Source organism: Micromonospora sp. NPDC049275 (assembly GCF_043197115.1).
In the GTDB taxonomy this organism is placed as follows: domain Bacteria; phylum Actinomycetota; class Actinomycetes; order Mycobacteriales; family Micromonosporaceae; genus Micromonospora.
Genome location: NZ_JBICSN010000012.1, coordinates 99,763 through 122,420 on the forward strand (window position 1 = coordinate 99,763; position 22,658 = coordinate 122,420).

The 22,658-nt window shown below is 71.3% G+C and carries 25 protein-coding genes and 1 tRNA gene; 12 read left to right on the top strand and 14 right to left on the bottom strand.

From position 1 onward, the window contains the following. Window positions 1-20: 20 nt before the first annotated feature. Both ACGFIE_RS26915 and ACGFIE_RS26920 read right to left on the bottom strand, forming a co-directional pair. On the bottom strand, window positions 21-416 hold the full coding sequence (locus tag ACGFIE_RS26915; protein ID WP_363679688.1) for a VOC family protein: 396 nt from the start codon (window positions 414-416) through the stop codon (window positions 21-23). A 90-nt stretch (window positions 417-506) separates the two neighbouring features. Further along, on the bottom strand, window positions 507-977 hold the full coding sequence (locus ACGFIE_RS26920) for a hypothetical protein (RefSeq protein WP_393299599.1): 471 nt from the start codon (window positions 975-977) through the stop codon (window positions 507-509). A 163-nt stretch (window positions 978-1,140) separates the two neighbouring features. Between ACGFIE_RS26920 and ACGFIE_RS26925 the strand changes: the two genes are divergently transcribed. Further along, a complete protein-coding gene (locus ACGFIE_RS26925) occupies window positions 1,141-2,160 on the top strand; it encodes a hypothetical protein (RefSeq protein ID WP_393299602.1) in 1,020 nt (339 codons plus the stop codon). A gap of 6 nt (window positions 2,161-2,166) precedes the next feature. On the opposite strand, the gene ACGFIE_RS26930 is transcribed toward ACGFIE_RS26925, so the two are convergent. The 4 genes from ACGFIE_RS26930 to ACGFIE_RS26945 all read right to left on the bottom strand — a co-directional run bounded on the left by ACGFIE_RS26930 (window position 2,167) and on the right by ACGFIE_RS26945 (window position 5,072). After that, complete coding sequence (locus tag ACGFIE_RS26930; protein ID WP_393299605.1) at window positions 2,167-3,060, bottom strand: septum formation family protein; 894 nt, start codon at window positions 3,058-3,060, stop codon at window positions 2,167-2,169. Window positions 3,061-3,193: 133 nt separating this feature from the next. Further along, entirely contained in the window at window positions 3,194-3,706 is a 513-nt protein-coding gene (locus ACGFIE_RS26935) for a DUF3592 domain-containing protein (protein ID WP_393299608.1), read from the bottom strand. A gap of 65 nt (window positions 3,707-3,771) precedes the next feature. Continuing rightward, window positions 3,772-4,149 (bottom strand): hypothetical protein, encoded by a 378-nt coding sequence (locus ACGFIE_RS26940; protein WP_393299611.1) that lies wholly within the window; start codon window positions 4,147-4,149, stop codon window positions 3,772-3,774. Beyond that, window positions 4,149-5,072: an oxidoreductase gene (locus ACGFIE_RS26945; RefSeq protein WP_393299614.1), complete on the bottom strand. Its 924-nt coding sequence runs from the start codon at window positions 5,070-5,072 to the stop codon at window positions 4,149-4,151. Before ACGFIE_RS26945 ends, ACGFIE_RS26940 begins: the two co-directional genes overlap by 1 nt. Window positions 5,073-5,169: 97 nt before the next feature. On the opposite strand from ACGFIE_RS26945, the gene ACGFIE_RS26950 reads away from it, so the two are divergent. Together ACGFIE_RS26950 and ACGFIE_RS26955 are read left to right on the top strand one after the other, a co-directional pair. Next, window positions 5,170-5,739, top strand: coding sequence for a TetR/AcrR family transcriptional regulator (locus tag ACGFIE_RS26950; protein ID WP_393299617.1), 570 nt, complete (start codon window positions 5,170-5,172; stop codon window positions 5,737-5,739). Between the two features lie 72 nt (window positions 5,740-5,811). Next, window positions 5,812-6,501 carry a hypothetical protein gene (locus tag ACGFIE_RS26955; protein WP_393299620.1) on the top strand — a complete coding sequence of 230 codons (690 nt, stop codon included), beginning with the start codon at window positions 5,812-5,814 and terminating at the stop codon, window positions 6,499-6,501. Here ACGFIE_RS26955 and ACGFIE_RS26960 read toward each other — a convergent pair. Next, complete coding sequence (locus ACGFIE_RS26960; protein WP_393299623.1) at window positions 6,449-6,754, bottom strand: hypothetical protein; 306 nt, start codon at window positions 6,752-6,754, stop codon at window positions 6,449-6,451. The two genes, ACGFIE_RS26955 and ACGFIE_RS26960, sit on opposite strands and share 53 nt — an antisense overlap. 268 nt (window positions 6,755-7,022) lie before the next feature. Here ACGFIE_RS26960 and ACGFIE_RS26965 point away from each other — a divergent pair, with 268 nt between their 5' ends. Then, window positions 7,023-8,300, top strand: a complete 1,278-nt coding sequence (locus ACGFIE_RS26965) for a hypothetical protein (protein WP_393299626.1) — start codon at window positions 7,023-7,025, stop codon at window positions 8,298-8,300. Here ACGFIE_RS26965 and ACGFIE_RS26970 read toward each other — a convergent pair. Further along, window positions 8,280-9,314 carry an NAD-dependent epimerase/dehydratase family protein gene (locus ACGFIE_RS26970; RefSeq protein ID WP_393299629.1) on the bottom strand — a complete coding sequence of 345 codons (1,035 nt, stop codon included), beginning with the start codon at window positions 9,312-9,314 and terminating at the stop codon, window positions 8,280-8,282. The genes ACGFIE_RS26965 and ACGFIE_RS26970 overlap by 21 nt on opposite strands. A gap of 110 nt (window positions 9,315-9,424) precedes the next feature. Between ACGFIE_RS26970 and ACGFIE_RS26975 the strand changes: the two genes are divergently transcribed. Continuing rightward, window positions 9,425-9,778, top strand: coding sequence for a hypothetical protein (locus tag ACGFIE_RS26975; RefSeq protein ID WP_393299631.1), 354 nt, complete (start codon window positions 9,425-9,427; stop codon window positions 9,776-9,778). 155 nt (window positions 9,779-9,933) lie between these two features. On the opposite strand, the gene ACGFIE_RS26980 is transcribed toward ACGFIE_RS26975, so the two are convergent. The 3 genes from ACGFIE_RS26980 to ACGFIE_RS26990 form a co-directional block, all read right to left on the bottom strand. Next, complete coding sequence (locus ACGFIE_RS26980) at window positions 9,934-10,872, bottom strand: SMP-30/gluconolactonase/LRE family protein (protein WP_393299634.1); 939 nt, start codon at window positions 10,870-10,872, stop codon at window positions 9,934-9,936. A gap of 235 nt (window positions 10,873-11,107) precedes the next feature. Beyond that, entirely contained in the window at window positions 11,108-11,587 is a 480-nt protein-coding gene (locus ACGFIE_RS26985) for a hypothetical protein (RefSeq protein ID WP_393299637.1), read from the bottom strand. Between the two features lie 245 nt (window positions 11,588-11,832). Then, window positions 11,833-11,905 (bottom strand) — tRNA-Arg (locus ACGFIE_RS26990). Window positions 11,906-12,063: 158 nt separating this feature from the next. Between ACGFIE_RS26990 and ACGFIE_RS26995 the strand changes: the two genes are divergently transcribed. Next, window positions 12,064-12,759, top strand: coding sequence for a hypothetical protein (locus tag ACGFIE_RS26995; RefSeq protein ID WP_393299640.1), 696 nt, complete (start codon window positions 12,064-12,066; stop codon window positions 12,757-12,759). Window positions 12,760-12,819: 60 nt separating this feature from the next. Here ACGFIE_RS26995 and ACGFIE_RS27000 read toward each other — a convergent pair whose 3' ends face one another. Then, window positions 12,820-13,917, bottom strand: a complete 1,098-nt coding sequence (locus tag ACGFIE_RS27000; protein WP_393299643.1) for an alpha/beta fold hydrolase — start codon at window positions 13,915-13,917, stop codon at window positions 12,820-12,822. Window positions 13,918-14,029: 112 nt separating this feature from the next. Continuing rightward, a complete protein-coding gene (locus ACGFIE_RS27005; protein ID WP_363679644.1) occupies window positions 14,030-14,446 on the bottom strand; it encodes an HPF/RaiA family ribosome-associated protein in 417 nt (138 codons plus the stop codon). A 305-nt stretch (window positions 14,447-14,751) separates the two neighbouring features. Here ACGFIE_RS27005 and ACGFIE_RS27010 point away from each other — a divergent pair, with 305 nt between their 5' ends. The 3 genes from ACGFIE_RS27010 to ACGFIE_RS27020 all read left to right on the top strand — a co-directional run bounded on the left by ACGFIE_RS27010 (window position 14,752) and on the right by ACGFIE_RS27020 (window position 18,454). Beyond that, the gene (locus tag ACGFIE_RS27010) at window positions 14,752-15,528 is read left to right on the top strand and encodes a single-stranded DNA-binding protein (RefSeq protein WP_393299646.1); all 777 of its coding nucleotides are present in this window, start codon (window positions 14,752-14,754) and stop codon (window positions 15,526-15,528) included. Between the two features lie 281 nt (window positions 15,529-15,809). Continuing rightward, window positions 15,810-16,919, top strand: coding sequence for a cobalamin biosynthesis protein (locus tag ACGFIE_RS27015; protein ID WP_393299648.1), 1,110 nt, complete (start codon window positions 15,810-15,812; stop codon window positions 16,917-16,919). After that, window positions 16,916-18,454: a cobyric acid synthase gene (locus ACGFIE_RS27020; RefSeq protein WP_393299651.1), complete on the top strand. Its 1,539-nt coding sequence runs from the start codon at window positions 16,916-16,918 to the stop codon at window positions 18,452-18,454. The genes ACGFIE_RS27015 and ACGFIE_RS27020 overlap by 4 nt, the downstream gene beginning before the upstream one ends. A gap of 14 nt (window positions 18,455-18,468) precedes the next feature. On the opposite strand, the gene ACGFIE_RS27025 is transcribed toward ACGFIE_RS27020, so the two are convergent. Then, window positions 18,469-18,870, bottom strand: coding sequence for a rhodanese-like domain-containing protein (locus ACGFIE_RS27025; RefSeq protein WP_039908933.1), 402 nt, complete (start codon window positions 18,868-18,870; stop codon window positions 18,469-18,471). Between the two features lie 506 nt (window positions 18,871-19,376). Here ACGFIE_RS27025 and ACGFIE_RS27030 point away from each other — a divergent pair. The 3 genes from ACGFIE_RS27030 to ACGFIE_RS27040 all read left to right on the top strand — a co-directional run bounded on the left by ACGFIE_RS27030 (window position 19,377) and on the right by ACGFIE_RS27040 (window position 22,632). After that, complete coding sequence (locus ACGFIE_RS27030; RefSeq protein WP_393299801.1) at window positions 19,377-20,039, top strand: uridine kinase; 663 nt, start codon at window positions 19,377-19,379, stop codon at window positions 20,037-20,039. Between the two features lie 67 nt (window positions 20,040-20,106). Further along, the gene (locus tag ACGFIE_RS27035) at window positions 20,107-21,252 is read left to right on the top strand and encodes a M48 family metallopeptidase (RefSeq protein ID WP_393299654.1); all 1,146 of its coding nucleotides are present in this window, start codon (window positions 20,107-20,109) and stop codon (window positions 21,250-21,252) included. A 36-nt stretch (window positions 21,253-21,288) separates the two neighbouring features. Further along, on the top strand, window positions 21,289-22,632 hold the full coding sequence (locus ACGFIE_RS27040) for a dipeptidase (RefSeq protein WP_393299804.1): 1,344 nt from the start codon (window positions 21,289-21,291) through the stop codon (window positions 22,630-22,632). Window positions 22,633-22,658: the final 26 nt, after the last annotated feature.

Sequence of the window (22,658 nt, forward strand, 5' to 3'; positions counted from 1 at the left end):
TGCGTCATGTCATCTTGTCGTCACTCTGCGACTCGCGGCTGGATCAGGTCCCACCGATTGCCGTACAGGTCGACGAAGACCGCCACCGAGCCGTACGCCTCGTGTCGTGGCTCCTCCAGGAACCGCACCCCGGCGTCGACCATCCGGGCGTGGTCCCTGGCGAAATCCTCGGTGTACAGGAACAGGCCCACCCGACCGCCGGTCTGGTCACCCACCCGTGCTCGCTGCTCCGCGCTGCTCGCTCGGGCCAACAGCAACGCCGTCTCCCGCGCCCCCGGTGGGCGCACCACCACCCAGCGCGAGCCGTCCGGACGGGCCGTGTCCTCCACCAACTCGAAGCCGAGGCCGCCCACGTAGAAGTCGATCGCCTCGTCGTACTCGCGCACCAGCAGCGCGACCAGTCCCAGATGTGCCATCCGGTCATCATGCCGACGGTTGCGCCAGCCCCGGCGGGCGGCGTCGCCCACGGTCGGCGACGTCACGCGCGCCCGGCGCGGCCGGCTCGGCTACGAGAAGACGATCGGGTGGGACTGGAAGTACCAACTGAGATGACGATTGTCCTGGCCGCGGTCTCTCCAGTAGTCGACAGCGGCGTACCGGCGTCCCTTCTCGGGCATGGTGAACCGCTGGTGCATCTCGGCGCCCGTCTGCGAGGTGGCGGTCAACTCGTGGCTGCCCGGCGCGAGCTTGATGGGGAACAGGATCCAGTTGTGCTGGGCAATCACGTCGAAGGGCTGATCGACGAGCCGGGTGCCGTCGATGCTGACGGTGACGGTGACCCGGTCGTCTTCGAACGACTGGTTGCTCACCAAGAGGTGCAGATCCGCCAGGTCCTCGTCGACGAGGCGGATGGCAGCCGAGCCTGCGCTTGGTGGCAGGTGCGAGACCACGGGAGTTGCTGTTTCGCTGCCGCGTGCCGCAGGAGGCGGCGGGTTCGATGACTCGACACAGCCCGCGGCGGCCAGCAGCGTCGTCACGGCGAGAGCGGCTGTACGGGTTACCGTCTTCGCGTCCATCCCGATCCGACGTCGCAGGACCGGTACGAGTTCCCGGCCCCGGTCGAATTCATCCGCCGGAGTTCCACGAAACCGCCGGGTGGCGGGGTGCGTCCCATCTTTTGGTGGAGAGGTGGTGAGCCGGATGCGCTCGGGCGCAACGACACTGGTGGCGGCGCTGCTCGGCATGGGGCTGTGCGGCATGGCACTGAGCGGCTGCGCGGGCTCGGCCAACACGCCCAACGATCCCGGCCCGGCCGAGATCGTCGAGAGGTGGACCTCCTGCGCCGAGAGCGCACCGCGGGCCGGTGTCGTGCTCCCCGTACCGCCGGGGTCGGCCGAGCCGACGGCGGCGACGCCGACCGTGGTGGAGCCCGAGATCGGGCGGATCGACCCCGCGTTCGTACCGGTCGCCGTCGTGATCTGCCGTCGCGAGGTGCGGCCAGGTGCCGGTGGCGGCCGCGAGCAGGTGACCACCGAGCGTCGCGCCGACGACATCGGCGCGCTGGTGGCCGCGTTGCGCCTGTCCGACGAGGTCCGGGGCCGGAGAGAGATCGCCTGCACTCTCGACCTGGTCATTCCACCCTGGCTGGCGCTGCTCGACGACCGGGGCCGGTGGCTGCGGCCGTACGTGCCGACGGACGTCTGCGGCAAGCCGCTCCCGGAGGTGCGTGCCGCGCTGGACGGGCTGCGCCTGACCACTGTCGACAGTCGTACCGTCGGGCCTGTCGAAGCGTCGGCGGCCGAGACCGTCGGCTGCGCGCAGCGGTGGTCCGACATGGTGTGGGTCGAGACCCACCTCGGCCGTCCCGGACGCGTCGTGGCCGGCGCGAGCCCGACGGCCGGGCCGCTGCGTCTCTGCGTCTACGCGGTGCCCCCGTTCGAGCGGGGCGACGGCAAACCGGCAGGTGACTTCGTGTACGGCGGGCCGCTTCCACCCGAGCGGCAGGCGAAGGCGCTCCGGGCGCTGGCCACCACTCGGCCCGCGGCCGACTGTGCCACCCCGGCGTCCCGCTTCGCGGTGCTGCGGTCCCTCGACGGCGGTGGGCCCGAGTGGTACGTCGAACTCGACGCCTGCCGGCGGTTCCTGGTCGTGGCACCACCCGGCGGGACACAACTCGGGCAGGGCGACGCCGCGTTGGCGGCGCTGCTGGGCCCGATCTGACAGGCCTCAGCGAATCGGCAGCGCCTTCGTGCCACCGCCGGCGATCGACCGCTTGACGGCGGCGCCGCCGGACCAGAAGTAACAGCGCACACCGCGGTCGCCGCGTGCCCACAGTGGGCGGCTCGGGAAGCGGTACGAGGTTCCGGTGCGGTAGGGCAGGTTGCTGTCCACAGGCACCTTGGCGTACCGGGCGATGACCGTCCGGCAGGCCGAGTGGATGGGGTCCTCGTCTCGGGTCGCGTCCGCCCAGGAACGGTCCGGCGTGGTCCAGATGCCGGCGTACTCGAACTGATGCCCGGTAGTGCACGCGACCGGCCGCAGCAAGCCCCACCTGTCCTCGTTCATGCACCCGAGGTGGAGTGGGGAACGGCTGGCCAGGGCGTTACGCAGCGAACCGGCCCGCTCCATCGCCGCATCGCCCTCGCCGTTCGGGCCGCGGATCTCGTCCAACTCGAAGACGTCGCACCGGTACCAGCGGGCACCACCCTCCCAGCCGGCTGGCGACGGCGGCGCGACCTGCACCGACAGTCGGGCATCGCGCCAGTCGCCGCCCACGAACTGCTTGGCCCGGGTGTCGCAGTCGGCAAAGGTCGACCGCATCGTCGCCGACTGCACGCTGGGAGGGGCACTTCGGGCCGCCAGGGTGCCGGTGAACGTGCCCACGTGGAAGGTCTCCAACCTGTGGGTCTTCGTGCAGTCGACAGGGGAGTAACTGCTCAGGTACGAACTGGGTGTGGGAATCAGGTGGCACTCGCCGGCCTGCGGGGCGAACTGCCGCGCCGCCGCCATTGCCGGCCAGCCGTCCAACAGGTCACCGTCCGTGCCGGCCGGCGTGCCGCAGCCCGTCAGTGTCACCGTGAGGATCGCAGCCGTCAGCGCTGCCCTGCCGTGCCGCCGCATGTGAGTCTCCCCGTGGCCCCGTGTGAACGCGGGCAGCATATGGCAGCGGTGCGGCTGCCCGGCATCCGCTTCCGGTGGGGTTCGAACCGCCGATCGCCGTACCTGGTCGGGCCAGGTCGGTGCCGCAGTGGCGCTACCGCCACTGATCGTCGCGGGTGCGGATGACCAACACCAGCAGGAAGGCGCCGAGGGCCGCGAAGGCGACACCGGCCGGGATGACGGTCCAGGCCATCAGGAACGACAACGAGCCGTTGGTGTGCCCGTTCGCCGCCACGAACTTCTGCGGAGCGGCCGGGTCCACCCACACGTCCATGGTCGGGCCGGGAGTCCGGTGGCAGCCGGTCCCGCCCGCGCAGGGGATCCAGGTGCTGTACGACCTCTGCTCGTACAGGTAGGAGATCTCGATCCGGTCGATCCCGCTGCCCCGGCCGTGGCCCCCGGCCCGGTCGGACACCTGGGCCGTGACCGGTATGCCGTCGGCCCGCAGACGGTCCGCCTCCGACGACACGTGCCAGCGGTAGGCCCCGGCGCCGACGGCCAGGCCCAACCCGGGCAGCAACATGGCCAGCGCGATCAGCAGGATCTGCACGCGCGGACGTAGGCCGGTCGGAGCGGGTGTCGGCGACTGCCGCCGTCGTTTGGTCACCGTGCCATCGTCGACGGCGGGCGCAACAGCCGGTGACGCCATGGCGAGTACGTGCTGAACACCCTTCACGCGAGCTGGGGCGGGCGGCGCAGGAAGTGGCAGAGGCTGAAAGCCAGAACCAGTGCCGCGTGGATGGCCACACCGCTCCAACCGCCGGCACCGATCGTGCCGTCGACGATGGCGATGGCGTTGACCACGCCGAGCGCGGCGTTCAGGAAGACGTTGGCGAGGACCGCGCCGGCCGGTGCCCTGGTGCTGGCGCTCGCCGACCAGTTCAGGATCGCGACCGTCAGCAGGATCGCGCCGATGGTTCGCGTGGCGAACACGTCGAACGGCGTCAACGGTTGGCCCAGGCCGGATGCTGCGGCCTGCGGGACGAGCAGCGCGGCGGTGCCGAGAACGCCGAGGTAGATCGCCGTGATCCTGAGCAGCCAGCGGAGCATCAGGCGGCCGCGCCGGTGAATGGGTACGTCACCCCGGTCAGCCGCTCGGACTCCGCCCACAGGCGGCGCTGGGTGTCCACGTCGTGTGACGCCTGGCTTGACCGGGTCGGCACCGGGTGACCCGATGCGTTCAGCAGTCGACCGTCGGGGGCGTAGTAGTCGCCGCCGTTGACCGTGGGGTCGGTGGCGGCGCGCAGGGTGGCGAGAGCGCCGGCCGCCGGGGTGGGTTGGCCGATCAGCTTCCCGACCACCGCGACACCGATGGCCATCGCGCCGGTGACGTGGCGTTGGAGGCCGGTGGAGACGATGCCGGGTTCGACAGCGACCGCGATGGGTTGGGCCTTCGCCGCGGTGAGGCGGCGCTGGAGCTCGTACGTGAACAGGATGTTGGCGAGTTTCGACTGACCGTAGGCGGTCGGCGGCCGGTAGCGGCGGCGCTGGAACTGGAGGTCGTCGAAGTCGATATGCCCTTGGCGGTGCGCGGAGCTGCTGACGGTGACGATGCGGGAGCCGGGGCTGGCGAGGAGCCGGTCGAGAAGGAGCCCGGTCAGGGCGAAGTGGCCCAGGTGGTTGATCCCGATCTGGAGTTCGAACCCGTCCTCGGTGCGGCCGAGCGGCGGCATCATCAGGCCCGCGTTGTTGATGAGCAGGTCCAGCCGAGCGTGGCGCGACCGGAGCTCGTCCGCAGCGCGACGGATCGAGGCGAGCGAGCCCAGGTCGAGGTCGAGCGTGGTGACGTCCCCGCCGGGCAGGGCTGCCGCCGCAGCCGTGGCCCTGTCACGATCGCGGCAGGCCAGGACGACCGAGGCGCCTCGGGCTGCGAACACCCTGGCAGTCTCGTACCCGATGCCGCTGTTGGCGCCGGTGATGACGACGGTGCGGCCATGCTGGTCGCCGACGTCGTCGGCGGTCCATCTGGGCATGGTGGCCCTCCCGATCCCTATAATCGGGACCATCGTCCCGGATGGAGTGAATATACGGGATGGTCATCCCGTTTGGACAGGTAGGAGATGGAACTCGATGACGGGCAAGCCTGCGCGGGCGCCGCGTGCCGATGCCCGGCGCAATCGGGCGTTGGTACTGCGGGCGGCGGCGGAAGCATTCGCCACCGAGGGGCTCTCCGTACCGGTCCACGAGATCGCGCGACGTGCCGGGGTGGGCACCGGCACTGTCGGCCGCCACTTCCCGACGAAGGAGTCCCTGTTCGCGGCCGTCCTGCTCGATCGCATGGCAGTGCTCACCGCGCGGGCGGATGCTCTGGCGACGACGGAGGAGCCGGGGGCGGCGTTCTTTGCCTTCTTTGCCGAGCTCATCCACGAGGGCGCCGACCACCGTGGGTTGGCGGAGTCGCTGGCCGGTGCCGGATTCGACATCGAGTCGGCTGCCGTCGAGGCCGGCAGCGACGTGTCAGGTCGGCTGCACGCCCTGCTGAAGGCCGCCCAGGATGCGGGCGCGGTACGGGATGGAATCACCTTCGCCGACGTGAAAGCCCTGATGAGCGGCTGCCTGGCGCGGGAGGTCGACCCGACCGACACCGGCGCCCGCGACCGCGTCATCGCCGTCGTCTGCGACGGTCTACGCGCCACCTGACCATCCCGCTCAGCCCGTGCGCCACCAGGGGTTCGGCTGTACAGATGGCGGTACGGCAACCAGGATGCGATTGTGGCCGTCGAACCAACGATGCTCCTCGTCCACAGCCCGCTCCTCACCTGGGCGACGTGGGACGCACTGCGTACACCTCTCGAAGCGGCGGGGTGGCGCGTGGTGGTCCTGGACCTTCGCCCCCTGATCGAGTCGCCGTCCTTCCATTCGGCTGTCTGCGGGGCGGCTGCCACCGTCACCTCCGATTCGCCTACCGTCGTCGTCGGCCACAGCCGCGCGGGCGCCTACCTGCCGGGCATCGCCGACGCCGTCGGCAGTGACCGGCTCGACGTCGTCTTCCTGGATGCCCGCCTGCCGCATCCGGGCACGAGCTGGATCGGATCACTGACGCCGGAACGGGCCACGTGGTTGCGGGAGATGGTGGTGTCGGGCCGGCTGCCACGGTGGAACACCTGGTTTCCCGGGGCCTCCCTGGCCGATGTCCTGACGGACCCCGAACAGCGGCGACGGGTGCTCCACGACATACCCGAACTACCGTGGCAGGTCGTCTCCGAGGTGCTACCCGCACCGGGCGAGGCATGGTATTCGGCCCGACACATCTACCTCCGGTTGAGCGCCGCGTACCAGTCCACGGCACAGCAGGCGGAAGAACGCGGCTACCGGGTCCGGAGCGTGGAAGCTCATCACCTGGCGATGGTCACGCATCCGGCGGAGGTGACGGATCTGCTCCTGTCGGCACTGCGGCCATAGGCGGCACACGATCGGCCGGGGCGTCGCCGAGGGCGCCGGTCGGGAAGACGAACACATGGCCGCAGGACCGCTCGACGTCGGGTGCCATGCCGAGCAGGTGGGCTTCCAGCCCGGCGCGGGCAGCGGCCGCCGTCGCGCGGATGGTGTGGTCCACGCAGGTGTACGCACAGGCGTCCAGGGAGTCTGCCGAGTACAGCTCGATGCGGATCGTCGCGGGTTCTCCGCAGGCGGGCAGTTTGGGTACGGTGCTCACGGGTCGCCTCCTCGTTAGGCGATCAAGGCCCTCGATCGGCGTGGCTGCGCTGGTCGAGGGCCGCCTTCATATTGGGTACGACAGACACGCTCGATCCCGGTCTGGTCCGCATGGCCGCCCCAGGCCGTGTCTTTGGTGCTGGTCACCGCATGTCCTCTGGTGCTTGTATCGGCTTACTGAATCCAGTGAAGTCGAAGTCGGACGATGCGCCCATGCAAAGCTGGTGCAACGAGCGGCAATCCGATGCAACGCAGGCGCGGGAGGCGCGATGGCGAGGATGGAGCAGTGGACTGGACGCTTCGCCTGTGCGCTGCAAGCTGCCGCCGGGATGACGAACGAGGGGTTCGCGGCCTGGCTGGGCATCGCGGTCAGAACTGTGGCGTATTGGCACAGCCGACCGGAAACGGTGCCCGGCAGCGCGAACCAAGAGTTGCTGGACGCCGCCGTCGACAGGCTTTCGGACGCGGTCAGATCGCGGTTCTTCCAACACATCGACGGCGTTGCCCGAAAGCAGGGAGGCGCTGGTAGTGGCAGTGATCTTGGTGATGCCGTGAGTGATGCCGCGGATGCAGTCGCCCATGACTCATTGCTGTCGAGCGCCGGGGTGCCGTATGACTCGATTGAAACCTTGCAGCAGGACATGAGGGTCCTCGCGCGGTCTGTTGGAATGGCAGCCTTCGACACGTTCTCAAGCGCTCGGCGGCTGCGTGACGATGCTCGAGCACTCGCCGACCGGACGCGGCGGCCGGGAGACCTGGCTGACCTGTTCGTGGTCATCGGCCAGGGCGTAGCACTCATGGCCTCCACCGCTTTCGACCTCGGGCACTGGAACGAGTCGGCGACGCTGGCCAGGGCAGCTACGCAGTACGCAGATCTTGCCGGTCACGCGTCGTTGAAGGCATGGACGTACGGGCTGCAAATGACGTTGGCGAACTGGCGCAACGAGCCGGATGCGGCACTCAGCTACTTCGGTCGAGCGATGCGGGTGGCCCCTGACGGTGAACCGAAGCTGCGGCTCCGCTACATCGCTGCTTGTTCTCATGCTCTGCTCGATGACCCCGTATCGGTTGTCGCCGTGCTGGACGCCGCCCAGCGAGACAGCGAGGCGGCGGAACGTAGGCCCGACGAGCTGGCTGTGACGACCGGTGGGGAGTTTGCGTTCGGAGCTGCACGCGCCGCAGCCTGCGCTGCCGCTGCCTGGCTCGACCTCCGCAACGGCGAGCAGGCCGCACAGTACGCGGGCGATGCACTGCGCGTCTATCAAGCGCTGCCGGCAGCGCGGCGGCCGCACTCGCAGATCAAGGGTACGAAGATCGACATGGCCGCCGCTCACCTAGACATGGGGGACATGGACGGGGCTACGGAGGCGTTGCGTGCTGTGCTGGCTCTGCCGCCGCAGAGGCGCAACGTCTCGCTGACCGGTCGGCTGGATCGGATGGAACGCCTGCTGAACGAGGCACCGTGGAGCGGTGATGCCGAGGCACGGCAGCTTGGTGAGCGCATCGCGGCGTGGCGGTCGGAGACCTCAGCTCGACCGCTTGTCTGAGCGGTGCCAGGCGGCTAGAACCTGTGCTTCCTTCTCTCGGCTGATTCCGATTTCGGCGGCGCGGTCGTGGTTGCTGATGTCTCCGCCTTCGACCAACCATCGCCAGGTGTCCCGAACGGTCAATTCGAGCGGCCGGGTCCGGAGGCCAGCGGCCTGCGCGGCAGCGGTGTCGACGTTCCACACGCCGTCGAAGGTGCGCCAGAGCGGCAGCTCGGACCACTGCCGGACGCCCTGCGCGAGCAGAAAATCATCAGGCACCCAGGTGAAGGACGCGTCGGCGTGCGTCGAGTGGCCGCAGTGCGTGAGCAAGTCTCCGAAGGTCGCGCTGCCAATGGGAGCGCAGACATTGAATGCGCCAGACGACTGGTCACGGATGGCTTGCAGGGTGAACGCGGCCAGGTCGCGGACGTCGACCGGCTGAATGGCCCGGTCTGCCGAGCCTGGCGCCAACACCTCCCCGCTGGCAGCCACGCGGCGCAGCCACCAGGGCAGGCGGCCCACATACTCACGCGGGCCAACTATGACGCCGGGCCGCAGGACCGTGGTCCGGTCAGCCCCGAAAACGGCGACTGCCGCAGCCTCACAACCTGCCTTCTGGTAGCCGTAGCTGGTTGGCCCGTCCTCGGTGTCGGTGCCGAAGTCTGCGCCGGCGTCCGGCGGGCAGTCGAGCACCTCGGACCGCTCATTCAACGGCTTGACCGGCCAGTCTCGGTACACGCTGAGCGTCGACATGAAGACGTAACGGGCGGCGACGGGCGCGAGTGTGCGGGCGACGGCGAGGGTATTGCTCGGGACGTAGCCCGACGTGTCGACCACGGCCTCCCAAGGGCCAGCGGCGGCAAGGTCAGCCAGGTCTTCTGGGTGGGTTCGATCACCCCGTACGAGCCGAGCGGCCTCCGGGAAGGCGCTCGATATGCCTCGATTGAACGTGGTCACCTCCCAGCCGGCACCGATAGCCGCCCTGACGATCGCGTGACCGACAAACCACGTTCCTCCGAGCACCAACAAACGCATAGGCTTATCACCCCAGAGAACCGGCAATTTGGCGCGGGAGTCACTAGTGTCGCGTGTCTGAATAGGTTTGGCGGTACCGAGCCGTCGTACCGGGCTGTCACGATGCAGACGTGGATGACGCGTTGAGGGTGCTGAGGCGAGAGTTCGAGTCCGTGGAGGAGGGCTTCCTGCTCCGACTGCGCGGTGAACTCGTCTGGGACCAGGCGGCGTTCAGCCGGTTGGAGCAGGCGATGCGGGTGGGTTGTGAGCAGTACGAAGGTCATGACGACCTGCCACGCTGGATGGCTGAGGGGTTCTACGAGGTCTCACACTTCGTGGCGGAGTGGACCGCGCACCCGAACTTCCCTCGGCCGCAGCCTGCGCAGTACTACCAGGATTGCCGGGAGCGGTTGCGGGATCTGACGGACTGGTTCTTCCGCGGGTGGCATGCCTACCAGGAGCCGCACGTTTGGCGTGATCTCTAACGTCACGCGGAATGCGGCAGGTCAGCCAGCGCGGCAATCCTGCCGGCCTCATACCGAGCCCGCCAAACGATCACCGTCTGCCGCGTCATCCCGGCCGGCGGGACGTGGGCGTACGGGTGCCCAGCGACCCGCCGGCGTACCTCAGGTTGGGCTTCTCAGTGGGCGCGGACCGCGACGGCCGTGTACGGCGTGGTCGGGGTCGGTGGCGTGGTGAAGCGGCCGTTGGGCAGGTAGAGCCGGCCCAACGCCTCGGCAACTGTGGTGGGCACGTCGAATCCCGGGTCGGTGATCGTGCCGGTGACCGTTCCGGCGGTGCCGGCGCGGTTCAGCGTTGCCACCGCGATCTGGTTGAGGCTGTTCTGTACGACGTAGAGGGTGCGGCCGAGCAGCAGGAGGCCGTCGCCGTTGGTGAAGGTGTAGCCGGGCACGGCCACGACTGTGGTCGCACCGGTCGCCGGGTCGACCCGGAACAGCGTGCCCGTGTTGGACTGGACGACGATCAGCGCCCTGCCGTCCGGTGTGGCGACGATGCCGTTGATGTTCACGCCGGTGCCGACCTGATCGTATGCGCCGGTCAGCGGGATGGTCGTGAAGCCGTCGGCGGGCGGCAGCGCGCCACCGCGACCGAGCGGCAGCCGGTAGAGCACCGGCCGGTTGGAGTCGGTGAAGTACGCGGCGTCGCGGGTCAGGACGACGTCGTTGACGAACGTCGGGGCGGTGGCGAACTGGTAGCGCGCCAGCACCTCGCCCGTGCGGGGGTCGAGCACGCGAGCGTCACCGGCCGTGCCGCCGGCGACGAACAGCCGCCCGCGCGGGTCGATCTTGAGGCCGAGCGACGGGGTGCCGGTGGGTGCGCTGATCGTCGTGCCCCGGCCGGTCACCAGGTCGGCCCGATAGATCTCGCCCGTCGCGCGGGAACCGAAGTACGCGTAGCGGCCGGCGGTGGCGATGCCCTCGGGCTGGAATCCGTCCGGCAGGTCGATGACGGCCGGCGGTCGGCTCCCGGCGTGCGCCTGGGCGGGCGCGACGGCGACGGAAATCAGGAGGGCGGCGGTCATGGCGACGCCGAACGCGGTCCTGAGGGGTCGGTTCACTGTGCTCCTTCCGGGCGGGCGGAGGGGAACACACCCGCCACGATCACTGGGGCCAGGACGTTCCCCACTGTACGACCGTCGATGGATTGAGGCTGTCCGCGGCCATGCCGCGGGGTATCGAGCTGCCCTCTCGACACGCCACCTAGGGTCGTCGACGCGGGGCATCGCTGCGGGCGAGGAGGCCGCAGTACGAGTCGCCGCTGCGGTCGGCGGTGCACCGACCCCTCGACCGTTCTTATAGGCAGATCCAGCAGTAGATGCTCTCCCCGCTCGTGCGTGCTCTGCGGGCCAGTCCAACAAATTCCCGCAGACGCGACAGCATGACCTCCGGCTGCGTGTCGCTGTAGTAGGACAGCTCCTCGATCTGTGACCACCGTTCGGCCAGGCCCGACAAGTGGTCGTCGGGGATTTCGGCAAGCGCATCCCAGGCGCGCTCGCTCAGTACGACGACCCAGGGGCCTTCGTACTCAGGGTCCTCACCAGCGTCGTCCGGCCAGACAAGTCGTTGCCCGGTCAGGTCGGCGGCCCATGGCACGTCGAGAGCGAACGAGACGACCTTGCCGAGGACTACGGACGGGTCGATCCCCTTGCCGTCCACGGCATCCACGCCAGGAAAATCTCCCTCCCGCACCACGGGGCCACCGTCCGTAGCGGCCATCAGCTTCGCGGCAGCCTCGTCGTCAGGAGCGCGGAAGTAGTCGTACAGAGCACCCACAAGAAGCCTCCCGATCGGTGCCATGCCGCCCGCCGGGGCGACCGGGAGAACATATAGCTCGACCGCCAGGCAGTCTGGTAGCCCTTGTGGTGCCCAATGAGGTGATCCGCAGCGGCATCTGCGGGCCGCCGTGGACGAGGCCGCGAAGCACCCCTTCAGGTGACGTGGCGGTATGAATAGCTGTCCGAATTCGTGGTGGTCGGCGGGGTTGGGCGTGCCAAGCCGCCGAACTGCGGTGATGGGGGTGCGCCCGGTAGGGTTCGAACCTACGACCTTGGGATTAGAAGTCCCCTGCTCTATCCGCTGAGCTACGGGCGCGTGGCGTGGATGTCGCGCCAGAAGGGTACCGCCGACCCCGGGCACGCCGGGGTAAAGGGTGCCCCCGTCCGCGTCGTCGAGCAGGGTCTCACGAAGGCCGGGCGGCCGGCATCCGGGTTCTCGCAGGTCGACCACTCGGCAGCCCGTACCCTCGGCTGGTGTTGCTGGACCCCGACGCCGAGAGCGGCGTCGCCTATGAGCTGTGCCAGGTCGTCGGTCGCGCCATCCTGCCGTACCGCACGGCCGACGCCTACGGCACCGCCTTCTTCTTCCAGGACGGCGACGACCCGGTGGGGGAGGCGCTGCTGACGGCGGCCGACCTGGTCGGCGCTGCGGGCGGTGAGCTGGGCCTGCGGGCGAGCGTCACCGAGCCGGCAGGCGTCGCGCCGGACGCCGTCGCGGAGAGCGAGATCGTGCCCGGCTGGTCCCGCTTCCCGAGCGACGGGGTCGCGGTGCTGCCGACCGCCGGCCTGCACCGGTACGCCAGCGACGGCGGCTGGCGGTGGCGCGTGCAGCCGGTCCCGGCCACGATCGCCGCCGGTCCCGAGGCCATCGCGGCCCTCGCCGCCGACGGCAGTTCCGCTTTCGTGCTGGCCCATGGGGTACGCGAAGACGACTCGCGCCCCCTGGAGGTGGGGATCGAGCGCGTGGTCCGCGACGGGGACGACGTGCGGATCACAAGCGAACTGCCAGCGGGGTACGTCGGAGCGCCCGTCTTCGTCGTGCAGCCCGACGCCACCGGTGAGGTGGCACTGTACTGCCTGGGCCTGGTGCTGCCCGGCGTCGACTGTCACCCGGTCGCGACCTTCGACCGGATCCGGGCCGTCCTCCCGGCCACACCCGGCGACGCCTGAAACGGGGACCTCCGCTCGGTCCCGGCCGGCCGCCTCGGCTCGGGGCGGGCCCGGCGTGTGTCAGTCGCCGACGGGCGTCGCCTCGGCGCGACCGGCCGTCGGCCGACGGCTGCCCGGCACCCGAGGTCCGTCGCCGGCCGGGACGGGGGCCGTGGAAGCGGTTTCGATCGGATTCGCCTCGGTCGTCGCGGGGTCGGCCGGGGCGGTCGGGCCGGCGGCCAGGAACGCCTCGGCCCACCGGCCGACCTCGTCGAAGACCTTCTTGCGTACGGCGGGGCCGGAGAGCGTGAGGTCGTGCAACCCGCCGTCGAAGCGGGCCAGTGTGACGTGCCGGCCGAGGCGGGGCGCGTAGCGGACCATGTGCTCGACGTCCAGCACCGCGTCTGCAAGTGTCGCGTTGTCGTGCCACCTGGTGCCCCGGAAGGAGCGCGTCGAGCAGGCCAGCAGCACCGGAACCGGAATGTCCAGGCCGGCGCGCAGTCGGCGTTGACCGGCGCGGATCGCGTTCACCCAGCCGGCGTGCACCGGGAACCCGGCCAGCGGCTTCCACGCCAGGTCGTAGGTCCACTCACCGCGGTGGTCGGCGTGCAGGCTCTCGCCGTACACCGTGCCCAGACCTAACGGCACGATGCGGTGCGGCGCCCCGCGGCCCAGCCGTGAGACGGCGGCCGCGAGGGGTCGACGGACCGCCCAGGGGGCGTTGAAGTCGAAGAAGGGGCTGTTGAGGACCAGACCGTCGACGGTGCCGGCGTCGCGGCGGGCGTCCGCCCAGAGCGAGAGGATCAGGCCGCCGGTGGAGTGGCCCATCGCCAGCAGGGTGTCGTGCCCGTCGTCGGACCGGATGATCTCGGCGGCGGCATCCAGTTCGGGAAAGTAGTCGCTGATGTCGCGGCAGAAGTTCGGCGTCTGGTGCGCGAGCAGACTGCGGCCGTACTTGCGCAGGTCGAGGGCGTAGAAGTCCCAGCCGCGCTCGGCGAAGAAGTCGGCCAGGTGGGTCTGGAAGAAGTAGTCGACGAAGCCGTGCACGTAGAGCACCGCCCGCCCGGTGGCGCGCTCGGCCCGCCGCCGGACCAGCGTCGCGACCACCGGGCCTTCGTCGTCGGTGCCCAGGTCGATCGTCTGCCGCTCGTAGGGCGGCCCCAACACGTCCGGTTCCACGGACGCGACGCTACGCCGCCGCTCTACCCGTCGGTAGCCCTGGTCGGCGTCCCGCGATCCCACACTCCCTGGCGGGAGCCGAAAGTGCGGGATCGCGGGTGCGGAGCGTGGGTCAGGCCGTTTCCGCGTCGGCGCGAGCCGGGTCCTCGGACTCGTCGATCTCGGCCTGCGGCTGGGGTACGTCCCGCAGGTGCTTGTTGTGCCGGGGCTCCTGCCGGGTCTTGGCGTCGTTGAGCCGCCGGCGCAGGTCGTCGCGGACGTCGTTGAGGGCGGCGTGCAGATCCTCCTCGGCGGAGGTGGTGACGATCTTCTGTCGGCCGGCGATCCAGCACTCCAGGGTGACCTTCTGACCCCGGGCCTCCCGGTCCTTCACCGACACCTCCAGCTCGGTGGCGTCGGCGTGGAAACCGGCCAGCCGGGCGTCGAGGGTGGCGAACTGCTCGGCGATCCAGTTGCGGTCGCCCTGGGAGAACCCCGCGCCCACCCGCAGGCACTCACCCACGGTCGCCGGGTTCGCCACGGCGCTCATCGCCGCACCTCGGAAGCGGTTGCGGAGCCGAAAGTAGTGATCATCATGGCGCTGACCTCTCGTCCACGTGGAGCTTGTCGGTGGTGCGTTGATCAAATCCATACCCAGTTCGGGCGGCTCCGGAACCGTCGGCGCCCGGACAGGTGGGTCGGCCGTACCACATCGGGGATGTGATCAGGGCGTTGTCCACAGGTGGCCTCGTCATCCACAGGTCGGAGATGGGCGCTCGCGGTGGGCGCACCCGGTGTCGATGCTCGATGTCGAGTCGACTCGCGCAGGCAGACCCCGGATCCCCTGGAGGGACGATGTTCGACACGTACGTCACGATTGTCGGCAATATTCTCACGACGCCCGAGTGGCGGCGTACGACCCAGAGCAACACGCTGGTGGCCAACTTCAAGGTCGCCTCCACCGCCCGCCGGCTCGACCGCGACAGCGGGCGGTGGGTCGACGGCAACTCGCTGCGCGTCCGCGTCAACTGCTGGCGCAAGCTCGCCGAAGGCGTGGCCGCCTCGGTGATGGTCGGCGACCCGGTGGTCGTCTGCGGTCGGCTCTACACCCGCGACTGGACCGACGACGCCGGCAACCACCGCACCCTCTACGAGCTGGAGGCGGTCGCCGTCGGCCACGACCTGTCCCGGGGGCGGGCCCGCTTCCTGCGCAACCGGCCGACCACGACCACAAGCATCGTCGAGGACGGGGCCGCCGAGAGCCGCGTACACGGCGAACCGACCGACCCGGTGCCCGACGAGCAGGCGCCGGCGCTGCTGGACGACCGCCCGCTCGACGACGATTTCGAGCTGCCCGAGTACGGCTTGCCGCGTACCAGCCCGCTGGGTCACGGCCCGCTCGACGACATCTCTCTCGATGGCGGTGACCTCGACGACGGCTTCTCCGTCGGCGGCGGGGATGGGCGTGCGGCAGTCGACGACGAGTTGGCCCTCACGGTGAGCGCGGACGACGTCGACCCGGAGGACGAGCCCGACGACGAGTTGGGGCCGGTGCCCGACGAGGGTCGGCCGGAGGTCCCGCCGCCCGGTCGGGGCCGGCGGGGGCGAGGGCGGGTTCCGCAGCCGGCCTGACAGGTCGGCCCGATCGGCGGCGGCCGGGCTGTCGACGGGTAGGGCGAGAGCCCTGGCTGCCTGGGGTCGGTGTCGGCCGGTGACGGTCGAGCGGTTGTTTGTCGCCTGAGGTTGGTGTCGACGACTGTGTGCGCCGGCGCACGACGGGGGCGGGGTGGCGACGCGACAGGCGTCGTCACCCCGCGTGACGGGAGCTGGCGGAGGTGGAGTCGATGGCGGACGGTGGTCGCGGACGGCGCACCTGCCGCTCGTCTAGGCTGGCCGGCCGGGGGGTGGTACGCGTGCGACGGACAGCGCCGGTGGCGAACGCGGTGGGCCTGGTGGCCGGTTACGCGCTGGACAGGCTGTTCGGCGACCCTCGACGGTGGCATCCGGTCGCCGGGTTCGGCCAGGTGGCGGGCGCTCTGGAACGTCGCCTGCACCGGCCGGACCGGACGGCCGGCGCGGTGTTCACGGCACTTGCCGTCGGTGGGCCCGTGGTGCTCGGTGCGGTCGCCGCAGCGGCCACCCGGCAGAGGCCGGTGACCCGCGCGGTGCTCGTCGCCGCTGGCACCTGGACCGTGCTGGGTGGTCGTACGCTCCGACGCGAGGCCGCCGTCATGGGTCGAACGCTGCGTGACGGTGACCTGCCCGCCGCCCGACGGCGGCTCGGCAACCTCTGCGGGCGCGACCCGTCGACGCTCGACGAGTCGGAGTTGGCCCGGGCGACAGTCGAGTCGGTCGCGGAGAACACCTCCGACGCGGTGGTCGCGCCGCTGCTCTGGGGTGCGGTCGCCGGCCTGCCCGGGCTGCTGGGGTACCGCGCCGCCAACACCCTCGACGCCATGGTCGGGCACCGCTCGGAGCGCTACGCGCGGTTCGGCACGCCGGCCGCCCGACTGGACGACCTGCTCAACCTGGTGCCGTCCCGGCTGACCGGGCTCCTCACCATCGCCGTCGCGCCGGTCGCGAACGGCGACCGGGAGCGGGCCTGGCGGGTGTGGCGACGGGACCGCAACGACCACCCGAGCCCCAACGCCGGCCAGTGCGAAGCGGCGATGGCAGGCGCGCTCGGCGTCCGCCTCGGTGGCCGCAACATGTACTTCGGCCGCTCCGAGGTCCGCCCGTTCCTCGGCGACGGCCCCCGTCCCGAGGCGCGACACCTCAAGCGGGCGGCCCGCATCTCCGGCGCTGTCGGCCTGGCCGCACTCGGCCTGGCGGCCGCGTACCCGGTGACCGTGGGCCGCCTGGCCGGCGCCGTCGCCCGCCGCAGCCTGCGGGCCGTCGGCCCTCGGCCCGGGAGCGGCCCGCTGTCCGGCCGGGCCGGGTCTGCCAGCGGCCTGCTCTCCGGCCGGGCCGGGTCGGGGCGTCGCCTGGTTCGTGGCGCGGCGGGGCCGGTGAGCGGGCGGTGAGCGGGCTGTTGGTCGCCGGCACCACCTCCGACGCCGGCAAGAGCGTGCTCACCGCCGGCATCTGCCGATGGCTGCACCGCCAGGGCGTGAAGGTGGCGCCGTTCAAGGCGCAGAACATGTCGAACAACTCGGCAGTCGTCGTCGGGCCGGACGGGCGCGGCGGCGAGATCGGCCGCGCCCAGGCCATGCAGGCCGCCGCCTGCGGGCTCGCCCCGGACCTGCGCTTCAACCCGGTGCTCCTCAAGCCCGGCAGCGACCTCGCCAGCCAGGTGGTTCTCCTCGGTACGGCTGTCGACACGATCACCGCCGGCACGTTCCGGCAGTTGCGGCCGAGGCTCGCCGAGACCGCGTACGGGGCACTGGCCGAGTTGCGGTCGGCGTACGACGTGGTGATCTGTGAGGGCGCCGGGAGCCCGGCGGAGATCAACCTGCGGGCCGGGGACTACGTGAACATGGGGCTCGCGCGGCACGCCAATCTGCCTGCCATAGTGGTCGGCGACATCGACCGAGGTGGCGTCTTCGCCTCGATGTTCGGCACGGTGGCTCTGCTCGACCCGGCGGACCAGGCGCTCATCGCCGGCTTCGTGATCAACAAGTTCCGCGGCGACCTCGGTCTGCTCCAGCCGGGGCTGGACATGCTGCGGCACGTGACCGGCCGTCCCACGTACGGGGTGCTGCCCTGGTCGCTCGACCTCTGGCTCGACGCGGAGGACTCGCTCGCCTACGGCCGGGTGCTCGGCCGTCCCGCCGCCCCGCACGGCGCCGACTGGTTGGACGTGGCCGTCGTCCGGCTACCCCGCATCAGCAACGCCACCGACGTGGAGGCCCTGGCAACCGAACCGGGCGTGCGCGTACGCCTCACCGTCGAACCGGCCGAACTGGCCGCCGCCGACCTGATCGTCCTGCCCGGCTCGAAGTCGACAGTCGCGGACCTCGCCTGGCTGCGCGAGACCGGCCTCGCCGACGCGGTCCTCGCCCACGTGGCGGCCGGCAAGCCGCTGCTCGGCCTCTGCGGCGGCTTCCAGATGCTCGGCCGGGCGATCCACGACCCGGTCGAGAGCCGGCAGGGCAGCGTGCCCGGGCTCGGCCTGCTGCCCATCGAGATCACCTTCGATCCCCGCAAGACCGTCCGGCAGTCGGTCGGCACCGGCCCCGGCGACGTCGCCGTCCGCGGCTACGAGATCCACCACGGGTACGTCTCGCAGACCGACCCGGCCCTGACCCCGCTGCTGACCGGTGTCGACGGCAGCGGTGAGGGCGCGGTACTCGGCGCGGTGCACGGCACGCACTGGCACGGGGCGTTCGAGTCCGACGGGTTCCGCCGCTGGTTCCTCACCGAGGCGGCCCGGCTGGCGGGGCGCACCGGGTTCCGGGTCGCGCCGGCCACCAGCTTCGCCGCCGTCCGGGAAGGCTCGCTCGACCTGCTCGGCGACCTCGTCGAGGAGCACCTGGACACCGACGCCCTCTGGCGCCTCATCGAGAGCGGCGCACCCCCCGGGCTCCCCTTCATCCCACCCGGCGCCCCGCCGACCTGAGCCTGGTCGGGGGTTCAGGGGCGGATGTCGGCGGGGCGGTCCGTGGTGGGCAGGCCGGCCGCCAGCCACGCGTCGACGCCGCCGATCATGTCGGTGGCCCGGCGCAGGCCCAGGGTCTGCAGGCTGGCGGCGGCCAGGCTGGAGCTGTAGCCCTGGCGGCACACCACCACGATCTCCCGGTCGTAGGCGGTGGCCTCCGGGATGCGCCAGGCGCTGGCCGGATCGAGCCGCCATTCCAGCACCGTACGGTCGATGACGACCGCCCCGGGCAGGTCGCCCTGTTCGCGGCGCTGTGTGTCGGTACGGGTGTCGACCAGCAGAGCGCCACCGCGGACCGCCTCGACGGTCTGCTGTGGAGTCAATCGGTGCAGCCCGGCGCGGGCCTGTTCGAGGAGGGCGTCAATGCCGGGGCTCATCACGTCTCGGAGCACCACCCGATCATGCCGACTCGGGTATCGGCCCGCGCGCCGAACGGGCCGCCCGTCACCCGTCGCCGCCCCAAATCCCCCGGACGTGAGAATGACCGACCCGGGCGTCAGCCCGGATGTGTCATCCCGCCGAAAACGCCGTGATCAACTCGGGTTTCCTGAAGTCGGGGTGTCCTGGTCGACCGAACACCCCGGAATCGGTGAACCCGAGTTGATCACGATGGCGGACTCCCGCCTCGGAGGCGGGGGCCGGGGCATACTGCGGTCGTGTACCGGCTCGGGGCCAGAGGGCTGGCCCCCGCGAGGCCCGGCAACGGCCCAGCCCCGACAGCACGGGTGCACGGAGGACCACGGCCGTGGGCAGGGCGAGGTCGTGGGCCAGGGCGGGGACGAGGGCTTGGGCCAGGGCGCGGGGCGAGGGAGTGGGCGAGGTCGTGGGCCAGGGCGGGGGCGAGGGCGTGGATTCGGCCGGACGCGAGGGCGGGGGCGTGGGGATGGACGTCGGCGGGCCGACCGGGCGATCCGCCGCGCTCGTGCCGCCGGTGGTGGTCGTCGAGGCGTACGCCGAGATGGCACGTCGGGTGCTCGCGGGCCCGGCGCGGTTGGGGCGGACCCGGCTGGTCGCTGTCGACGGGCCGAGCGGCGCGGGCAAGAGCCGGTTCGCCGCGCACCTCGCGGACGCCCTGGCGACGCTGCCCGGTGGTCGGCCGCCGGTGGTGCACACCGACGACCTGCTCGACGGTTGGGACGACCAGCTCACGTTCTGGTCCCGGCTGGACGCCGAGGTGCTGGCCCCGCTGCGCCGACAAGAGCCGGGGGCCTACCGGCGCTACAGCTGGGTGCGGCGGTGCTTCCTGCCCCGCCCGGTGCCGGTGCCGGTGACGCCGGTGCTGATCGTGGAGGGGGTCAGCGCGGCCCGTGCCGCCGTCCGACCGGAGCTGACCCTCTCCGTCTTCGTCACCGCGCCCGCGCCGCTGCGGCTGGCCCGTGCGGTCGAGCGGGACGGGTCGGAGATCCTGCCCGAGCTGCGCCGCTGGCATGCGGGGGAGCGGGCACACTTCGCGGCCGACGACACCGCAGGGCGGGCCGACCTGGTGGTCGACGGCGGGCCGACGCTGCCGCTCGACGCGTCCCGGTACTACGTGCGGATCCGCTGACCGGGGCATGGACGCCTGTCACCCGCTGGGGCACGATGCGAGGAGTCACGGCGAACGGGGACCCATCATGACGGCAGCGGACGCGCCAGCTCGGCGCCGCATCACCCTCACCGGCATCAGCTCGCGGGCCTGGGAGCATCCGGCCGACCGGGGCGCCCTGGTCGCGCTGCGGGAGCTGCGTGGTTTCGACGACGTGGTGCGGGCGTTCTTCGGCATGTGGAACGAGCGGGGTTTCCGGTTGTCCGTGCTGGCGTCCGGCATCCGCGTCGATCACCGGCAGTATCCGGCCGTGTGGCAGCGCTACACCGAGGCCGCGGCGGCGCTCGACGTGGCGGAGCTGCCCGAGCTGTACGTGACGCAGTCGCCGTGGTTGGGCGCCGAGGCCGTCGGCCTGGAACGGCCGTTCATCGTGCTGAACTCCGCGTGCGTGCAGCAGTTGGACGAGGACGAGCTGCGCTGCCTGCTCGGCCACGAGCTGGGGCACGTGGGCAGCGGGCACGCCGTCTACAAGACGATGCTCACGATCCTCACCCGCTGGGCGGCCAACCTGAGCTGGTTGCCGGTGGGGGCGTTCGCGCTGCGGGCGATCATCGCGGCGATGCTGGAGTGGTGGCGCAAGGCGGAGCTGTCCGCCGACCGGGCCGGACTGCTCGCCGGCCAGGACCCGGCGGCCGCGCTGCGGCTGCTGATGAAGCTCGCGGGCGGTGGTGACCTTTCGCAGGTCGACACGACAGCCTTCCTGGAGCAGGCAGCCGAGTACGCCGGTGGCGGCGACCTGCGCGACAGCCTGCACAAGATCCGGATGACGGCGTGGAGCACGCACCCGACGCCTGTGGCGCGGGCGGCGCAGCTGCGGCAGTGGATCGACTCCGGGGCGTACGGGCGGGTGTTGGCCGGGGACTATCCGCGCCGCGACGACGACGCCTCGACAAGCGTCTCCGAGGAGATCAAGGCGGCCGCCGAGTCGTACCGGGAGGAGTTCAGCAGCTCCACCGACCCGCTGGTCGGGTTGCTGCGCCGCCTCGGCGACGGCGCGAGTGACGTCGGGGAGTGGGTGGGCGGCACGGCCGGGCGGGCCCGCTCCTGGATGGATGCCGCCACCGACGCCGCCGCTCGCGCACACCGTGCCGGCCGGGCCGCGCCGGGCGCACGGGCGGGCTCCGGCCCGGCGGGCGGCGGTGACCCTACGGGCTCCGCCGGCACGCCTGGGTAAGGCCGGCATACGATGCCGGTCATGACCTCACCGATCATGTCCGAGTCCGAGGTGCGGGCCGCCGTCGAGCGGGAGATGCCCGGCGTACGCGCCGACCTGGAACGTCTCGTCCGCATCCCCGGCATCGCCTTCGAGGGCTTCGACCACTCACACGTGGAGCGTTCCGCCGAGGCGGTGGCCGAGCTGCTGCGCGGCTGCGGCCTGGACGTCGACATCGTGCGCTCCGGCGGCCAGCCCGCGGTGATCGGCCGTCGGGCCGCCCCGCCCGGCGCGCCCACCGTGCTGCTCTACGCCCACCACGACGTGCAGCCGGTCGGCGACCGCTCACTGTGGGAGTCCGACCCGTTCGAGCCGGTGGAGCGCGACGGCCGCCTGTACGCCCGGGGCGCGGCCGACGACAAGGCAGGCATCATGGCGCACGTGGCGGCGCTGCGGGCGTACGGGGACGCGCTGCCGGTCGGTGTGGTGCTGTTCATCGAGGGCGAGGAGGAGTACGGCTCCGACTCGCTCGAGCGACTGCTGATCGAGCACCGCGACGAGATCACCTCGGACGTGATCGTGATCGCCGACTCCGGCAACTGGGACATCGGCGTACCGGCGTTGACCACCTCGCTGCGCGGCGTCGTCAACTGTTTCGTCGAGGTGCGCACGCTGGACCACGCGGTGCACAGCGGCATGTTCGGCGGTGCCGTGCCGGACGCGCTGACCGCCCTGGTCCGCCTGCTGGCGACCCTGCACGACGACGCCGGTTCGGTGGCGGTGGACGGGCTGGTCGCTCGCGAGGGGGCCACCGTCGACTACCCGGAGGACCGGATCCGCGCCGAGGCCGGGCTGGCCGAGGGCGTCGAGTTCATCGGTACCGGCCGGATCACCGACCGGCTCTGGACCAAGCCCGCCGTGGCGGTGCTCGGCATCGACGCGCCGCCCACCGGCGAGGCCCCGAACGCCCTGGTGCCGGCCGCGAAGGCGAAGCTCAGCATCCGTCTCGCCCCGGGCGACGACCCCAAGCGGGCGTACGCGGCGGTGCGCGCGCACCTGGAGAAGCACGCGCCGTGGGGCGCCCAGGTGACAGTCAGCCTGGAGCACGACGGCAACCCGTGCGTGATCGACGCGTCCGGGCCGATGTTCGACGCCGCCCGTTCGGCGTTCCGGGCGGCGTGGGACGGCACCGACCCGGTGGACGTGGGCATCGGTGGTTCGATCCCGTTCATCGCCACGTTCCAGGAGATGTTCCCGGACGCGGCGATCCTGGTGACAGGTGTGGAGGACCCGCACGCCCGCGCGCACGGCCCGAACGAGAGCCTGCACCTCGGCGAGTTCGCGAAGGTCTGCCTCGCCGAGGCGCTGCTGCTGGGCAAGGTGGCCGAGGCGGGGATCTAGACATCTTTCGACCCTGATCAGGGGTT

Excerpts from the sequence above, each read along its gene's own strand:
- ACGFIE_RS26915 (WP_363679688.1), bottom strand. The coding sequence starts at position 416 with ATGGCACATCTGGGACTGGTCGCGCTGCTGGTGCGCGAGTACGACGAG.
- ACGFIE_RS26925 (WP_393299602.1), top strand. The coding sequence starts at position 1,141 with ATGCGCTCGGGCGCAACGACACTGGTGGCGGCGCTGCTCGGCATGGGG.
- ACGFIE_RS26930 (WP_393299605.1), bottom strand. The coding sequence starts at position 3,060 with ATGCGGCGGCACGGCAGGGCAGCGCTGACGGCTGCGATCCTCACGGTG.
- ACGFIE_RS26940 (WP_393299611.1), bottom strand. The coding sequence starts at position 4,149 with ATGCTCCGCTGGCTGCTCAGGATCACGGCGATCTACCTCGGCGTTCTC.
- ACGFIE_RS26945 (WP_393299614.1), bottom strand. The coding sequence starts at position 5,072 with ATGCCCAGATGGACCGCCGACGACGTCGGCGACCAGCATGGCCGCACC.
- ACGFIE_RS26950 (WP_393299617.1), top strand. The coding sequence starts at position 5,170 with ATGACGGGCAAGCCTGCGCGGGCGCCGCGTGCCGATGCCCGGCGCAAT.
- ACGFIE_RS26965 (WP_393299626.1), top strand. The coding sequence starts at position 7,023 with ATGGCGAGGATGGAGCAGTGGACTGGACGCTTCGCCTGTGCGCTGCAA.
- ACGFIE_RS26970 (WP_393299629.1), bottom strand. The coding sequence starts at position 9,314 with ATGCGTTTGTTGGTGCTCGGAGGAACGTGGTTTGTCGGTCACGCGATC.
- ACGFIE_RS27005 (WP_363679644.1), bottom strand. The coding sequence starts at position 14,446 with ATGAGCGCCGTGGCGAACCCGGCGACCGTGGGTGAGTGCCTGCGGGTG.
- ACGFIE_RS27010 (WP_393299646.1), top strand. The coding sequence starts at position 14,752 with ATGTTCGACACGTACGTCACGATTGTCGGCAATATTCTCACGACGCCC.
- ACGFIE_RS27025 (WP_039908933.1), bottom strand. The coding sequence starts at position 18,870 with ATGAGCCCCGGCATTGACGCCCTCCTCGAACAGGCCCGCGCCGGGCTG.
- ACGFIE_RS27030 (WP_393299801.1), top strand. The coding sequence starts at position 19,377 with ATGGACGTCGGCGGGCCGACCGGGCGATCCGCCGCGCTCGTGCCGCCG.
- ACGFIE_RS27035 (WP_393299654.1), top strand. The coding sequence starts at position 20,107 with ATGACGGCAGCGGACGCGCCAGCTCGGCGCCGCATCACCCTCACCGGC.
- ACGFIE_RS27040 (WP_393299804.1), top strand. The coding sequence starts at position 21,289 with ATGTCCGAGTCCGAGGTGCGGGCCGCCGTCGAGCGGGAGATGCCCGGC.